The organism is Pseudomonas sp. Mn2068, from assembly GCF_049319725.1.
GTDB classification, from domain to species: Bacteria; Pseudomonadota; Gammaproteobacteria; order Pseudomonadales; family Pseudomonadaceae; genus Aquipseudomonas; species Aquipseudomonas gingeri.
Genome location: NZ_JBMOUG010000008.1, coordinates 305,105 through 320,365, shown reverse-complemented (window position 1 = coordinate 320,365; position 15,261 = coordinate 305,105). Strand labels below are relative to the sequence as shown.

The window sequence follows — 15,261 nt, the reverse complement described above, 5'->3', positions numbered from 1 at the left end:
CGGGCGGCAGGGTGTCGTCCGGCCAAGTCAAACCAAGAAAGGGAACATGAACATGATTTTCTCCAGCAAACCCCTTGCTTTAACCTCCAGGTGCCGTGCCGCGCTGTGGGTTGCCGCCGGATTCAGCACCGTGCTGATGGGCGGTTGCGCCACGTCCGCGACGTCCAAGGTCGGCGCGACCACCAAGGTCGAGTACTACCCGACCTGCTACGAGCCGGTGCAGCACCTGCGCGCCACTGACTCGGACATGACCAAGTCCGTCGCCACCGGCGCGGTACTCGGTGCCCTGGGCGGCGCGGCCCTCGGCGCACTGACCGGCGACTCCGACAAGCGTGGTCGCAACGCCGCCATCGGTGCCGCCGGCGGTGCCCTCGCGGGCGGCGCGGCAGGCTACTACACCGAGAAGCAGAAGCAGATCACCGATGACAACCAGCGTATCGGTTCCTATGCCACCGATATCAACAAAAGCGCCGCCGATATCGATCGCAGCACCGCCTATGCCAGGGCTTCGCAGAGCTGCTACCAGCGTGAGTTCACCAGCCTGGTCAATGCCCGCAAGGCCAAGACCATCAACGATACCGAGGGCCGCAAGCGCCTGGCGGAAATCGTTGCCGGCCTGAAAGAGTCCAATGACCTGATCGTCGCGGTGAACGGCAAGGCCAGCGAAGACCTGAGCAACTACACCCAGGCCTACGAAAAAGACCTGCAGACCGTCGGCGTCCAGCGTACTGACGTGGTCACCGTGGCGACCGCCGATACCGCGCCCGTGGTTGCGCCGACCACCGGCAAGGGCAAGAAGCAGGTCAAGGTCGTGAAGAAGCCGCCACTGCCGACCGTGCCGAAAGAAGCGGTCGCGACCGAGAAGACCATCCAGGATGCCAACGCCAAGAAAGCTGCCAGCCAGGAAGTGGCGAGCACTGGCCAGTCCCAGGTCAACAGCATGTGCAAGAACCCGGACCTGGGCGACTGGGCACCCGTGCCTTGCCCGAACGTCTGAGTGACCGGTTGGTCACTAACGTGCTGAGATAAGCAGCAAACGCCCACCGATCTTCTTGCAACGAAGCAGATCGGTGGCGTTCCCCGAACAAACCGCTACACTGCGCCGGCTATTCAATTTTTCTGCCGAGGCGCTGTGCATGAAATTCCGTTTTCTTCTCTGGGCAATGGGCCTGTTGATGGCCCGGGCCAGCCGCAATAACCCCGCGTTCCAGCAGCAACTGGCCGACAAGGCCCTGGTCTTCCAGCTGCAGACCCTGGACGGCAAGGTGGCGCGTCATTTCACGGTCAAGGACCAGCGCATCACCAGCAAGTCCGGGACTTACCCGGAGCCGGCGTTTGCCATTGCCTTCAAGGATGCCGCCTACGGCTTCGCCACGATGCAGGCGAAGAACAAGCAACTGGCGTTCATGACGGGGATTCAGGACAAGTCGATCCAGATCAAGGGAAATCCGGCACTGGTGATCTGGTTCCAGGGCCTGACCAAGTACCTCAAGCCGAAGAAAAAGAAGGCCTGATACTCATCCGCAGCCGCCTGGATCGCTTGTAGGAGCTGGCTTGCCAGCGATGGCGATCGTCCAGGCGCCGTATCAGCCCTGGCTGAACTGCGAAGCCAGTTCGCGCAGCAGGACTTCCGCTTCCAGCACTTTGTTCACCACGTCCTCGGCCTTGTCGCGGCTAAGGCCCAGGCGGTCGAGCAGGGCGTCGGGAATCTCCTCGTCCGGCCCGGAACCGATATTGCGGCTGCGCAGCAGGCGCACGGCCAGGCACACCAGGTTCGGGTACTCGGCATAGTCGCCGTCGTAGCTCGGGTCGTGCTGGAAGCGCAGCGCGGTGGCCAGTTCGTCCGGCATGTCCCAGTAACGCATCAGCCAGGAACCGATCTGTTCGCGGCTGATGCCCAGCAGGTGTTGCTCGACATAGCTGTGGCACAGGTGCGGGTTGACCTCCAGGTGTCGGCAGATCAGCGAGAAGTGCGGCGGGAACACGTGAGCCAACAGCAGGTAGCCGAAGTTGTGCAGCAGGCCCGCCAGGTAGGTCAGGCCGGCTTCCGGGCGCTGTGCGCGAGGCATGGCCCGGGTCAGGCCTTCGATCACCGCGGCGGTGTAGATCGATTGCTGCCAGTACGGCGTGCTGTGCTGCGGGTGGTCCTTGGGCAGGCTCAGGGTCTTGCCCAGGGCCAGGCCGAGGGCCAGGTTGATCACCAGGTCGAAACCCAGCACGCGGACGATGGCGTCTTCCACCGAGCGGATCTTGCCCGGCGAGGCATAGTACGGCGATGCCGCCCAGCTCACCACCTGCGCGGCCAGCGCCGGGTCGGTCTCGACCACGCCGGTGATGTCGTCGATGGTCGCATCGGGATCGACCCGCAGCTTGATGATCTTCTGCGCGGTTTCCGCCAGCGGCGGGATCTCGATGGTCGCTTCCAGGCGTTGCTGGATGCGCCGGGCGGTGAAGGCCTGCACCGCCTGGGTGATTTCCTCGCGGTCATCGTCCGGGCGGTCGAGGTTGGGGCGGATGCTGCTCAGCGCTTCGCCGAAGCTGGCGGCGCTGGCCTTGGTGAGCATGCTCTTGAAGTCGTCGCTGGAGATCTCCAGCAGCAGGCCGACCTCACCGGAGTTGATCAGCACGCTGGGTTCGCGCAGCAGCTGTTCTTCGTACAGGCACGGCGAGCTGGTCAGTGCCGGCAGGCCCGGCAGCAGGTGCAGGCTGTGTTTGCCGAGCATGCGCTCCAGGCGTTCGGTCGGTACGGCCGTCAGGCGCCGACCGGTGAGTTCGGTCAGGCGGTTGAGGTCGAGCAGCTGGTTCTGCGGAAACAGGACCATGAGCGCGCCGACTGCGTCGTCGAGCAGCACTGCCTGTACCTTGCGAGCGGCCGGCAGACCAGGCAGGTCCGGGACTTCGCGGTAGTTGATGGCTAGCTTGTCGAGCAGCAGCCGGACCACAGACGGGGTGTGCGGGGTTGCATCAATGAGGGCAACTTCTGTCATGGTCTGTATCCGGTTTCCTACAATTTCACCAGTATAACCAGCTTGTCCTGGTGATTGGTCCATGAATTGTGAGGTCTATCACACTTGACCGTATTGTTGCCCATGACGCAGCCAGCGTTCCAGTAGCGGGCTGACATGTTGCGGCCAGCGGGCGAGCAGGGCCTGGGCCGCGTCGCGCACGGCGGGGAGCAGGTCGGCGTCGCGCATCAGGTCGGCCACCTTGAATTGCAGCAGGCCGGTCTGGCGCGTGCCGAGCATTTCGCCGGGGCCGCGCAGTTCCAGGTCTTTCTCGGCGATGATAAAGCCGTCGTTGGTTTCGCGCATGATGCCCAGGCGCTGGCGACCGATCTGCGACAGCGGCGGATGGTAGAGCAGCACGCAGTGGCTGGCGGCGCTGCCCCGGCCGACGCGGCCGCGCAACTGGTGCAGTTGCGCCAGGCCCAGGCGCTCGGGGTTCTCGATGATCATCAGGCTGGCGTTGGGTACGTCGACACCGACTTCGATCACGGTGGTGGCCACCAGCAGTTGCAGGTTGCCGGCCTTGAACTCGGCCATCACCGCGGCTTTTTCCGCCGGTTTCATGCGCCCGTGGATCAGCCCGACGCGCAGTTCGCCGAGGGCGGCGGTCAATTCCTCGAAGGTGGTTTCGGCCGCCTGGCAGGTCAACTCCTCGGACTCTTCGATCAGTGTGCAGACCCAGTAGGCCTGGCGGCCCTCGGCGCAGGCGGCGCGGACTCGCTCGACCACTTCGAAGCGCCGGCTGTCGGCCACCAGTACGGTGTTCACCGGCGTGCGGCCGGGGGGCAGCTCGTCGAGGATCGAGGTGTCCAGGTCGGCGTAGGCGCTCATCGCCAGGGTGCGCGGGATCGGCGTGGCGGTCATGATCAACTGGTGCGGGCACATGCGTCCGCCCACGCCTTTCTGGCGCAGGGCCAAGCGCTGCTGGACGCCGAAGCGGTGCTGTTCGTCGATGATGACCAGGGCCAGGTTCTTGAACTGTACTTCGTCCTGGAACAGCGCGTGGGTGCCGACCACCATCGGCGTGCCGCCGGCGATCTGTTCCAGGGCGGCGACGCGGGCCTTGCCCTTGAGCTTGCCGGCCAGCCAGGCGGTCTCGATGCCCAGCGGCGTCAGCCAGCGCTGGAAGTTGATGAAGTGCTGTTCGGCGAGGATCTCGGTCGGCGCCATCAGCGCCACCTGGTAGCCGGCTTCCAGGGCCTGCAAGGCGGCCAGGGCAGCAACCACGGTCTTGCCCGCGCCAACATCGCCCTGGATCAGCCGCAGCATCGGCTCGGGCTGGCTGAGGTCGTAGGCGACTTCGTTGCCGACCCGCTGCTGGGCCCCGGTGGGCGGGAATCCGAGGTTGGCGAGAAACCGTTCCGGCAGCTTGCTGGCCTTGGGCAGGGCCGGCGCGCGCAGGGCCCGCAGGCTTTCGCGCAGGCGTTGCTGGGACAGCTGGTGAGTGAGCAGTTCTTCGAAGGCCAGGCGGTGCTGGGCCCAGTGGTGACCGAGGGCGAGTTCCTCGACATCGGCGTCGGCCGGCGGCTGGTGCAGGTAGCGGATGGCATCGTCCAGCGGCGCCAGCTGGTAGTCGCGGGCCAGTTCCTGGGGCAGCCAGTCCGGCAGGCTGCGCGGGCCGAGCATCGCCAGGCTCTGCTGGCTCAGCAGGCGCAGGCGCTGCTGGGTCAGGCCTTCGGTCAGCGGGTAGATCGGGGTCAGGGTCTGGTCCACCGGGGGCGGTTCGTCGCCGGTCAGGGCGCGGTATTCCGGGTGGTAGATTTCCAGGCCCGAGGCGCCGGGGCGGGCCTCGCCGTAGCAGCGCACATGGGTGCCGCGCTTGAGGCCTTCCTTCTGCGCATTGCTGAAGTGGTAGAAGCGCAGGCTCAGGCTGCCGGTGCCATCGTTCAGGCGCACCAGCAGGCTGCGGCGCTTGCCCATGACCACGTCGGCACCGCTGACCACGCCCTCGATCACCGCATCCTGGCCGGGGCGCAGGGCGCCGATGGGGACGATGCGGGTGCGGTCCTGGTAACGCAGGGGCAGGTGGAACAGGACGTCCTGGATATTCTCCAGGCCGACCTTGGCCAGTTTCTCGGCCATGGCTTCGCCGACACCCTTGAGTGCCGTGACCGACACCTGCGACAGCTCAGTCACGGCATTCAGCTCGCGACGGGCGGCTTGGCCACCGAACACAGGCGGATCGAGTCGGCGAGGATTTCAATCGCCTTGGGCCGCGGGAAGCTAGCACGCCAGGCGATGGCCACGGTGCGGAACGGTACGGGCGGCGTCAGCGGCCGGACCTCGATGACGCCGGGCGCGTAGTGATGGCTGTCCACCGCCGAGAGCGGCAGCACGGAAATACCCAGGCCGGACGCGACCATGTGGCGGATGGTTTCCAGGGAGCTGGATTCGACCGTGGTGTGCTTGGCCGCTTCGCTGCCCTTGACCAGGGTCGGGCAGGCTTCGAGGACCTGGTCGCGGAAGCAGTGGCCTTCGCCCAGCAGCAGCAGGCTCTTGTCGTTGAGCAGGGCGCTGTCGATGGTTTCCTTCTGGGTCCAGGGGTGCGAGGCCGGCATCAGCACGTAGAACGGCTCGTCGTACAGCGGCAGGGTCAGCACATCGGCTTCGTTGAACGGCAGGGCGATGATCACCGCGTCCAGTTCGCCGTTGCGCAGCTTGTCGCGCAGGATGTGGGTGAAGTTTTCCTCGATATACAACGGCATCTGCGGGGCGACCCGGTGCAGTTGCGGGATCAGGTGCGGGAACAGATAGGGGCCGACGGTGTAGATCGCGCCGACTTTCAGCGGTGCGGTCAGCTGGTTTTTCCCGGCCTGGGCCAGTTCACGGATGCCCTGGGCCTGTTCCAGGACCTTTTGTGCCTGGGCAACGATGCCTTCGCCGACCGGCGTCAGGCGCACGGCGCTCTTGCTGCGCTCGAAAATCAGCACACCGAGTTCGTCTTCCAGCTTTTTCACGCCCACCGACAGGGTCGGCTGGCTGACATGGCAGCGCTCGGCCGCATGACCGAAGTGTTGCTCCTGGGCGAGGGTAACGATGTAGCGTAATTCTGTCAGAGTCATAGCGAGCGTCCATAAGGTTGCGGGCCAAGCATAACGGCTGCAATCGATAGACGCACGTTATCAGACGCAGGATAAGCGGCGATTGTCGTTAATTTAATGAAACGACGGGCTTGCGGGGGTGGGACGGGAGATTCGGGAGCGATTGGCGATCAGGAAACTGTGGGAGCGGGCTTGCCCGCGAAGAGGCCCTTGAGGTCCTTGAAAGCTTCGCGGGCAAGCCCGCTCCCACATAGGTCCCGCTCCCTGTCTTGATCTAGCGGCCGCGCTTGTCGATGGAATAGACGAAGGGCGCGACAATCTCGATGCTGCCGTTGGTGAGCATGTCTGCCGGAGGCTTGGGCAGTGGCTGGGCGCGGCGGATCATTTCCAGGGTGGCCCGGTCCAGATCAGCATTGCCCGAGCGGCCCACCAGCTCGTACGAAAGTACCTTGCCTTCGGCGTCGACGACGAAGCGCAGGCGGTTCAGGCCTTCCTTGCCACGGGATTGCGCGGCGGGCGGGTACTTCTTGTATTTGCCCAGGTGCGCCAGCAGGGTGCCTTCCCAGCTCGCCTTGGCGGCGACCTGCTGTGGCGAAGGGCCGGGTGCCGGTGCGGCGGATTTCTCCGGCGGACGGTTGGTCGGCGGCTCCTCGGAAGGTTTCTCTTCCTTGGGCTTTTCCTTTTCCGGTTCCTTCTTCACTTCCGGCTTCGGTGGCTGCGGCTTGGGCTTGGGCTTGACCGGCTTGGGCACCGAGATCGTCGGCTTCGGCGCTTCGGCGAGCTTGGGCAACGGCAGTTCTTCCACCGGTGCCGGCGGCTGCGGCGGCGTCACCACCTTGGGCGGCGCCGGAGGCGGCGGTGCGGGCGGCAACGGGGCCAGCTCGACCATCATGGCCTGCGGCGGCAGTTCGATCGGCTTGGACACCGACCAGTTCAGGGCGGCGAGAATCGCCACCGCGTGAACGCCCAGTACCAGGACCAGGCTACCGCCGTAACGCGTCAGTTTATGGCGCGTCGTGATCATTTCTTGGCTGCCGTCTCGAGTCCGACCAGGCCGACCTTCAGGTAGCCGGCGGCGCGCAGGGAATCCATGACGCGCATCAGGTCGCCGTAGTCCACGCCCTTGTCGGCCTGGAAGAAGATGGTGGTGTCTTTCTTGCCGTGGGTCTTGGCGTCCAGGGACGCGCCCAGGGACTCGGCCTTGACCTCGTCTTCGCCGAGGAACAGGCGCTGATCGGCCTTGACGCTGAGGAACACCGGCTTCTCCGGACGCGGTGCCGGCTTGGCCGTGGAGGCGGGTAGGTCGACCTTGATGTCCACGGTGGCCAGGGGCGCCGCGACCATGAAGATGATCAGCAGCACCAGCATCACGTCGATAAACGGCGTGACGTTGATTTCATGGTTCTCGGCGAGATCGTCGTCCGCGCCTTCTTTCAAATGCAAGCCCATGGCCGGTTACCCTACTTTGACCACATGGGGTTGCGCGGAGCGCTCGGCGACCGGCAGGTGATCGAGGTCGCGGCTGACCAGCAGCAGGACTTCGGCCGAGGCGTCGGACACCTGGGCCTTGTAGCCGGCGATGGAACGGGCGAAGACGTTGTAGATCACCACCGCCGGGATCGCAGCGACCAGGCCCAGGGCCGTCGCCAGCAGGGCTTCGGCGATGCCGGGGGCAACCACGGCGAGGTTGGTGGTCTGGGTCTTGGCGATGCCGATGAAGCTGTTCATGATGCCCCATACGGTACCGAACAGACCAACGAACGGTGCGGTGGAACCGATGGTGGCGAGCACGCCGGTACCGCTGCTCATGTTGCGACCGCAGGCGGCGACCAGGCGCTCCAGGCGGAAGCTGACGCGTTCCTTGATGCCTTCTTTCTCGCGGCTGTTGGCCGACAGGCGCATTTCTTCAAGCGCGTCGTGTACCAGCAGGTTGGCCAGGGTCCCTTCCCTGGCCGCGGTGGTGCTGGCTTCCTTGAGGGTGGTGGCCTTCTTCAGGTTGGCGATTTCACCACGCAGACGGCGCTTGGCGCCCAGCAGCTCGAAGCCCTTGGCGATCCAGATGGTCCAGGTGATGATCGAGGCGATGGCCAGGCCGATCATGACCAGCTTGACGATGATGTCGGCGTTCTTGTACATGCCCCAGGGCGACAGGTCGTGGCCCAGGCCCAGGGTAGTGTCTTCGACCGGCAGTACGTCGGCATCGGCCGGCGCGGCGTTTTCAGCCTGGGCCGGATCGGCGGCCACCGGAGTCACGCTGGGCGCGGCATGTTCGGCGGCAGCCGGTGCGGCAGCGGCAGGCGCGGTGTGGTTGGTCGGCTCGTCGGCGAAGGCGGCAGTCGGCGCCAGCAGCAGGCTGAACAGCAACGCAGCAATCGAACGCCAGGCGCGAGAGGGACGGTGAGACTGGGTTGGCGAGGCGGAGATTGGATTGCGTGTCATTCTGGCCGGACCTGAGCGAATTGAAAGTGGGTCTTGTCCTTCCAGGCCTCGTGGGGCCGAGAACAAATGGGTGGACATTATTGCAAGTAATTCTTGTTAACAGAAGTAATAGCGTCTCTTTTTTTCTTCCATTGCTAGCCGCTCGTCCATTCCTGAAGCTAGTCTGTGGCTCTTTTTGTGGAGGTTCCCGATGTCCGCTCCTTCTGTTCTGATTGCCGGTTGCGGTGATGTCGGCAGTCGCCTGGCCACGCAATTGCTGGCCGGCGGCTGGCAGGTGCATGGCCTGCGCCGCTCGATTTCCCGTCTGCCGGAAGGTGTTCTCGGGGTGGCGGGGGACCTGTTCGTCGAGCAGCGTCCCGCCGGCTGGCCGGGCGGAGCGCTGGATTACCTGGTGTATTGCGCGGCGGCCACCGATCACGATGAAGCCGGTTATCGGGCCGCCTATGTCGAAGGCCTGCGGCATGTCCTGAGTTGGCTCGGGCAGTCGGGACAGCAGCCCAGGCGCCTGCTGTTCGTCTCCAGCAGCAGTGTGTATGTGCAGCAGCAGGGCGAATGGGTCGACGAGACCTCGCCGACCGAAGCCGAGGGTTATTCCGGACGCCTGATGCTCGAGGCCGAGCAGCTGGCGCTCGACAGCGGTATCCCGGCGAGCCGGGTGCGCCTGACGGGGATCTACGGGCCGGGCCGCGAATGGCTACTGACGCAGGTGCGCCGCGGTTATCGGGTGGCCGTCGAGCCGCCTTTATATGGCAACCGCATTCATGTCGACGACGCTGCCGGGTTGCTGGCGTTCCTGCTGGAGGCGGATCGGGCGGGCAAGGTGCTGGAGGACTGTTATATCGGCGTCGATGACGCACCGGCACCCCTGGCCGAGGTGGTGGGCTGGTTGCGCGAGTACCTGGGGGTGACCGAGTGGGATGCCGAGTCCAGCGTGCGTCGCACCGGCAGCAAGCGTTGCAGCAATGCCCGGGCGCGGGCCCTGGGTTGGGTGCCGAGGTACGCGAGCTACCGCGAGGGGTATGCGGCGATTCTCGAAGGGCGTTGCTGAAACAGGCGAGCGCAATCCCTGCGGGAGCCTTGTCGCCGACTCCCGTCCTGCCTCGATCATTGCAGGAGCCTTGTCGCCGACTCCCGGCTTGCCTTGATCATTGCAGGATACTTACCACCGACTCCCGTCTTGCCTCGATCATTGTGGGAGCCGGCTTGCTGGCGATGGCGCTCGCATGGGCAGCGCAAGGCTAAAGGGCCTCATCGCCAGCAAGGGGCGTGCGGTTTTCAGTCCTGGAAGATTATTTCTCCAGCAACCATTGGCGGTTGCCCGGGTAAAGCTGCGGCTGTTCATCGGCCTGGGCCGAGTTCAGTGCCTGGAAGATTTCCAGTTGCTTGCCCTTGCGCACGAAGATCCAGGCATTGCCCTTGTCACCCTGCTGCAGCCAGATGCTGTCGTTGTCGCCGCTCATGTTCGCGCAATCGCCGGCGAGGCAGAGGGCGTAGCGGTCGCTGCCGGGCAGGCCTTCGAGGCGTCCGTCCGGCAGGAATTTCACCTGGGCGCCTTCACCGGGGCCGCTGACGATTTTCCAGTCGCCACCCATGTAAGCCGTATACAGGGCCTGTTCGAAGCTGGCGCCTACCGGCGCTTCGGCCGGCAACTCGCTCTGGGCCCGGACGAATGTCTGCTCGGGCTCGGAGTCGCTGGCGCCCTGGATCAGCTCCTTGCCGTCGCGTACCAGGGGAGTGCCGGTGCTGCCATAGAAATCAACGTGCCACTTCTGCTTGCCGTCCGCCCGCACATGCCCTTCGGGGCGCTCGAAGCCGTTGCTGTACTTGGCCTGGCTGTTGCGGGTGTCGATATTCCATTCCAGGTTCGGCCCGTAGGTTTCCAGGGCTTCACGCAAGCTGCCCTTTTTCACGGCCGCATCGATGGCCGCCTGGTTGATCCAGGTGCCGCTGATGTCATATTTGGCGGGGTCGCTGGCGCAGCCGCCAAGCAGGAGGGCAAACACCGGGATGGCAAGCGCTTTGCGCATGGTGGAATCCTTGCAGACGAGGCTGGCGCAGTGTTGGAGGCTGCGCCAGGCAGTGCGGGGTTGTTCTGGGGTGACGGGTTATTCGATGACCAGGATCGCGTCCATCTCGACCTGCGAGCCGCGTGGCAGCGCTGCGACACCGATGGCGGCGCGGGCCGGGTACGGTTGTTCGAAGTACTTGCCCATGATCTCGTTGACCTTGGCGAAGTGGCTCAGGTCGGTCAGGAAGATGTTCAGCTTGACGATGTCCTTGAACGAACCGCCGGCCGCTTCGGCCACGGCTTTCAGGTTCTCGAAGACCTGGACGGTCTGGGCTTCGAAGCCTTCGACCAGTTCCATGGTTTTCGGGTCCAGGGGGATCTGGCCGGACATGTACACGGTGTTGCCGGCCTTGATCGCCTGGGAGTAGGTGCCGATGGCGGCCGGGGCCTTGTCGCTGCTGATAACGCTCTTGGTCATGAATGACTCCTTGTAATGTCTGGACTGTCTGGGCGGCTACGCGCGCATGCGGGTGATGCGGATCACCCCGGTCAGTGCGCGCAGTTTCTTGATCACGCGGGCCAGGTGCACACGGTCGTGCACGCTGACCACCAGTTGGACCACGCTGATGCGACCATCGCGTTCGTCCATGCTGATTTTCTCGATATTGCCGTCGGCCGCATTGACGCTGCTGGCCAGCAGGGCGATCAGGCCGCGCTGGTGTTCCAGCTCGACGCGCAGCTCGACGTTGAATTCGCCGGTGACATCCTTGGCCCAGGAGAGCTGGATGCATTTTTCCGGGTTGTGGCGGATTTCGCTGATATTGCGGCAGTTGTCCAGGTGCACGACCATGCCCTTGCCCGCGGACAGGTGACCGACAATCGGGTCGCCGGGGATCGGTGTGCAGCACTTGGCGTAGCTGAGCACCAGGCCTTCGGTGCCGCGAATCGCCAGCGGGCCCTCGGGGCTGGGCAGCTGTTCGCCTTCGCCGAGCAGGCGGCGGGCGACCACGTAGGCCATGCGGTTGCCCAGGCCGATATCTTCCAGCAGGTCTTCGATCAGCTCCAGGCGGTACTCGTGGAGCATCATCTGGATGCGTTCGGCCGGGATCTTGTCCAGGGCGCTGTCGAAGCCGTTGAGGACCTTGTTCAGCAGGCGTTCGCCCAGGCTGATGGATTCGGAGCGGCGCTGCAGCTTCAGGGCATGGCGGATATGCGTGCGGGCCTTGCCGGTGACCACGAAGTTGAGCCACGCCGGGTTCGGCCGGGCGCCGGGGGCGCTGACGATCTCGACCGTGGAGCCGCTTTGCAGCGGTTCGGACAGCGGGGCGAGACGGCGATTGATCCGGCAGGCAATGCAGCTGTTGCCGACGTCGGTGTGCACCGCGTAGGCGAAGTCGACCGCCGTGGAGCCTTTTGGCAGCTCCATGATCCGGCCCTTGGGCGTGAAGACGTAGACCTCGTCGGGAAACAGGTCGATCTTCACGCTCTCGATGAATTCCAGGGAGTTGCCGGCACGTTGCTGCATTTCCAGCACGCCCTTGACCCACTGGCGGGCGCGGGCGTGGGTGCCCTTGGGCTGCTCGTCGCCGCTGGACTTGTACAGCCAGTGGGCGGCGATGCCGTTGTTGGCCATCTCTTCCATTTCGCGGGTACGGATCTGGATCTCGATCGGTACGCCGTGCATGCCGAACAGCGTCGTATGCAGCGACTGGTAGCCGTTGGCCTTGGGAATCGCGATGTAGTCCTTGAAGCGGCCGGGCAGGGGCTTGTACAGATTATGGACAGCACCGAGCACGCGATAGCAGGTGTCGACCTTGTCGACGATGATCCTGAACGCATAGACGTCCATGATCTCGTTGAAGGCCCGGCGCTTGCCGCGCATCTTGGTGTAGATGCCGTAGAGGTGTTTCTGCCGGCCGCTGACCTCGCCCTGGATGCCGTCGACGGCCAGGCAGTGGCTGAGGGATTCCTCGATCTTGTTGACGATTTCCTTGCGGTTGCCCCGGGCGCGCTTGACCGCCTGGTAGATCCGCGCGGAACGCATCGGGTGCATGGCCTTGAAGCCGAGGTCTTCGAACTCGACGCGGATCGCATGCATGCCCAGCCGGTTGGCGATGGGTGCGTAGATCTCGAGGGTTTCCTTGGCGATGCGCCGGCGCTTCTCGCCGGACAGCACTTCCAGGGTGCGCATGTTGTGCAGGCGGTCGGCGAGCTTGACCAGGATCACGCGGATATCGCGAGCCATGGCCATGGCCATCTTCTGGAAGTTTTCCGCCTGGGCCTCGGCCTTGGTCTCGAAATTCATCTGGGTCAGCTTGCTGACCCCGTCGACCAGTTCGGCCACGGTTTCGCCGAACTGCGCCTGCAGCGCTTCCTTGGCGATCCCGGTGTCTTCGATCACGTCATGCAGCATCGCCGCCATCAGGCTCTGATGGTCCATGTGCATGTCGGCAAGAATATTGGCCACCGCCAGCGGATGCGTGACGTAGGCTTCGCCGCTGCGACGGCGTTGGCCATCGTGGGCTTGTTCGGCGTAGAAATACGCCCGGCGGACCAGATTGACCTGGTCGGCGCCGAGGTAGGTCGATAAGCGATCGGCGAGGGCGTCTATGCTCGGCATGAGGTTTCCCCCGGCCGAAGCCTTGTACCCTGCGCCGTGCTACGTCGACCAGGCATAGGCTTAGACGGCCTCGTTGGACTCGTCCTCGAACGCCGCGAACAGAGGTTCGTCTTCGACGATCTCTTCGTTGGCGATCATTTCGTAGCTCACCAGGCCTTCGGCGATTTCACGCAGGGCCACAACGGTAGGCTTGTCGTTTTCCCATGCCACTTTCGGCTCTTTGCCGCCGGTCGCCAGTTGACGAGCACGCTTGGTAGAGAGCATGACCAGCTCAAAACGGTTATCCACGTGTTCTAGGCAGTCTTCAACGGTTACGCGGGCCATGGTGTTCCTCGTAGCAAATGCGGTAGGCGCGCTGCCCGGATGGGCGAGCGGACTGAACAGTTTAAAAAATCACCAGCGATTAGGGAAGCGCTGATTTTTCCAGCAAACACCCGAACGCGCTACAAGTGCCAATGTAAAGCCCTCGCAGCGGTTTTGGGAAGTCCTTGTCATGCCAGCAATTGCGTCAGCAGGGCACTGAAACGCTGCTGCTGGGGCTGCTGTTGCAACTGGTTGGCGCGGAAAATCGCCTTGAGATCGTCCAGGGCGTGGGCGAAATCGTCGTTGATGATCAGGAAATCGTATTCGACGTAGTGGCTCATTTCACTGACCGCCTCGCGCATCCGCCCTTCGATGATCTCGTCGCTGTCCTGGCCGCGGTTGGTCAGGCGCTGGCGCAGGGCGTGCTGGCTCGGCGGCAGGATGAAGATCGACCTGGCCTGGGGCATCTGCCGGCGCACCTGTTCGGCGCCTTGCCAGTCGATTTCGAGGATCAGGTCATGGCCTTCGTCCAGGGTCTGCTGCAGGTGACTCTGCGAGGTGCCATAGAGGTTGCCGAAGACTTCGGCCTGCTCGAGGAAATCGCCGTGCTCGATCATCCGCACGAACTCGGCGCGGTCGACGAAGTGGTAGTTCACCCCGTCGACTTCGCCCGGACGCATGGCGCGGGTGGTGTGCGAGACCGAGACGCGGATCTGCGGCTGGGCATCGATCAGGGCCTTGACCAGGCTGGTCTTGCCTGCGCCCGACGGTGCGGAAATGATGTAGAGGGTGCCAGTGCTGTGGGTCATGTCGGGGTAGCCTTACTCGATATTCTGTACTTGTTCGCGCATCTGCTCGATCAACACCTTGAGGTTGACCGCGGCGGTGGTGCTGCGCGGGTCGAAGGCCTTGGAGCCCAGGGTATTGGCTTCGCGGTTGAGCTCCTGCATCAGGAAGTCCAGGCGCCGGCCGGCGGCCCCGCCGGACTTGAGCACCCGGCGTACTTCGATGATATGCGTGCTCAGGCGGTCGAGTTCCTCGGCCACGTCGCTTTTCTGCGCCAGCAGGACCATTTCCTGTTCCAGGCGCAGCGGATCCAGTTCGGCCTGCATGTCGGCGAAGCGGTCGAGAACCTTCTGGCGCTGGGTGGCGAGCATTTGCGGCACCAGTTCGCGCAGGGTCAGGACATCTTCCTCGATCGAGGTCAGGCGTTCGTTGATCAGCCGGGCCAGCTCCGCGCCTTCGCGCTCGCGGCCGTTCTTCAGTTCCTTCAGGCCTTTGTTGAACAGGGCCAGGGCTTCATTGTTGAGGGCCTGCGGGTCGCTGGCGTCGGCCACCAGCACGCCGGGCCAGGCCAGCACTTCCAGCGGGTTCAGCGCGGCCGGCTGCTTGATCAGGCCGGCGACGGTCTCGGCGGCGGCGATCAGTTGCGTGGCGCGTTCGCGGTCGACCTGCAGCGGCTTGCCGGTGGTTTCCTCGGTGAAGCGCAGGGTGCATTCCAGCTTGCCCCGGGACAGGCCCTGGCGCAGGGCTTCGCGCACCGCGCCCTCGAGGTCGCGGAACGCTTCCGGCAGGCGCAGGTGCGGTTCCAGGTAACGGCTGTTGACCGAGCGCAGTTCCCAGCTCAGGGTGCCCTGGGTTCCGGCGCTTTCGACTCGGGCGAAGGCGGTCATGCTGTGGACCATGGAGGTACCTCGCTGTTCGGGCCTGCCGGCGTTGCCGGGGCTGACCTGATGAATAAATTAAAGCCGACTGGCAGCAAAGGCGCAGGATTGTAGCGCAGTGCGGCGAATGCCCCAATGCCGGTCGATGACCTGCCGATCGCCGCGAAACCGTGGGAGCCGG

General features: G+C 64.5%; 15 protein-coding genes. 3 read left to right on the top strand and 12 right to left on the bottom strand.

All coding sequences use genetic code 11. The features are described 5' to 3' along the window. Positions 1-52: 52 nt before the first annotated feature. Entirely contained in the window at positions 53-997 is a 945-nt protein-coding gene (gene tagQ / locus ACL9RJ_RS20395; RefSeq protein WP_042935162.1) for a type VI secretion system-associated lipoprotein TagQ, read from the top strand. Between the two features lie 139 nt (positions 998-1,136). Next, positions 1,137-1,514 carry a helicase gene (locus ACL9RJ_RS20390; RefSeq protein ID WP_083875310.1) on the top strand — a complete coding sequence of 126 codons (378 nt, stop codon included), beginning with the start codon at positions 1,137-1,139 and terminating at the stop codon, positions 1,512-1,514. A gap of 72 nt (positions 1,515-1,586) precedes the next feature. Here the strand turns inward: ACL9RJ_RS20390 and ACL9RJ_RS20385 are convergent, their stop codons facing one another. From ACL9RJ_RS20385 to exbB, 6 genes are all read right to left on the bottom strand, one after another. Continuing rightward, the gene (locus ACL9RJ_RS20385) at positions 1,587-2,987 is read right to left on the bottom strand and encodes an aminoacyl-tRNA deacylase and HDOD domain-containing protein (RefSeq protein ID WP_017125562.1); all 1,401 of its coding nucleotides are present in this window, start codon (positions 2,985-2,987) and stop codon (positions 1,587-1,589) included. A gap of 78 nt (positions 2,988-3,065) precedes the next feature. Further along, a complete protein-coding gene (gene recG / locus ACL9RJ_RS20380) occupies positions 3,066-5,141 on the bottom strand; it encodes an ATP-dependent DNA helicase RecG (protein WP_177119787.1) in 2,076 nt (691 codons plus the stop codon). Positions 5,142-5,146: 5 nt separating this feature from the next. Next, positions 5,147-6,067, bottom strand: coding sequence for a hydrogen peroxide-inducible genes activator (locus ACL9RJ_RS20375; RefSeq protein WP_017125560.1), 921 nt, complete (start codon positions 6,065-6,067; stop codon positions 5,147-5,149). 253 nt (positions 6,068-6,320) lie between these two features. Further along, on the bottom strand, positions 6,321-7,070 hold the full coding sequence (locus ACL9RJ_RS20370; protein WP_103032604.1) for an energy transducer TonB family protein: 750 nt from the start codon (positions 7,068-7,070) through the stop codon (positions 6,321-6,323). Continuing rightward, positions 7,067-7,495 carry a TonB system transport protein ExbD gene (gene exbD, locus ACL9RJ_RS20365; RefSeq protein WP_017125558.1) on the bottom strand — a complete coding sequence of 143 codons (429 nt, stop codon included), beginning with the start codon at positions 7,493-7,495 and terminating at the stop codon, positions 7,067-7,069. The genes ACL9RJ_RS20370 and exbD overlap by 4 nt, the downstream gene beginning before the upstream one ends. A gap of 6 nt (positions 7,496-7,501) precedes the next feature. Then, complete coding sequence (exbB, locus tag ACL9RJ_RS20360; RefSeq protein ID WP_178992313.1) at positions 7,502-8,485, bottom strand: tonB-system energizer ExbB; 984 nt, start codon at positions 8,483-8,485, stop codon at positions 7,502-7,504. Positions 8,486-8,675: 190 nt separating this feature from the next. Between exbB and ACL9RJ_RS20355 the strand changes: the two genes are divergently transcribed. Continuing rightward, entirely contained in the window at positions 8,676-9,533 is an 858-nt protein-coding gene (locus tag ACL9RJ_RS20355; RefSeq protein WP_422765596.1) for an SDR family oxidoreductase, read from the top strand. Between the two features lie 241 nt (positions 9,534-9,774). Here the strand turns inward: ACL9RJ_RS20355 and ACL9RJ_RS20350 are convergent, their stop codons facing one another. The 6 genes from ACL9RJ_RS20350 to ACL9RJ_RS20325 all read right to left on the bottom strand — a co-directional run bounded on the left by ACL9RJ_RS20350 (position 9,775) and on the right by ACL9RJ_RS20325 (position 15,101). Then, positions 9,775-10,512: a hypothetical protein gene (locus ACL9RJ_RS20350; RefSeq protein WP_017125555.1), complete on the bottom strand. Its 738-nt coding sequence runs from the start codon at positions 10,510-10,512 to the stop codon at positions 9,775-9,777. Between the two features lie 78 nt (positions 10,513-10,590). Then, complete coding sequence (locus ACL9RJ_RS20345) at positions 10,591-10,971, bottom strand: RidA family protein (protein ID WP_017125554.1); 381 nt, start codon at positions 10,969-10,971, stop codon at positions 10,591-10,593. A 36-nt stretch (positions 10,972-11,007) separates the two neighbouring features. Next, positions 11,008-13,113, bottom strand: a complete 2,106-nt coding sequence (gene spoT / locus ACL9RJ_RS20340; RefSeq protein ID WP_017125553.1) for a bifunctional GTP diphosphokinase/guanosine-3',5'-bis pyrophosphate 3'-pyrophosphohydrolase — start codon at positions 13,111-13,113, stop codon at positions 11,008-11,010. A gap of 60 nt (positions 13,114-13,173) precedes the next feature. After that, complete coding sequence (gene rpoZ, locus ACL9RJ_RS20335) at positions 13,174-13,437, bottom strand: DNA-directed RNA polymerase subunit omega (protein WP_010447888.1); 264 nt, start codon at positions 13,435-13,437, stop codon at positions 13,174-13,176. 167 nt (positions 13,438-13,604) lie between these two features. Further along, positions 13,605-14,225 carry a guanylate kinase gene (gene gmk / locus ACL9RJ_RS20330; RefSeq protein WP_177087238.1) on the bottom strand — a complete coding sequence of 207 codons (621 nt, stop codon included), beginning with the start codon at positions 14,223-14,225 and terminating at the stop codon, positions 13,605-13,607. A 12-nt stretch (positions 14,226-14,237) separates the two neighbouring features. After that, a complete protein-coding gene (locus tag ACL9RJ_RS20325; RefSeq protein WP_017125550.1) occupies positions 14,238-15,101 on the bottom strand; it encodes a YicC/YloC family endoribonuclease in 864 nt (287 codons plus the stop codon). Positions 15,102-15,261: the final 160 nt, after the last annotated feature.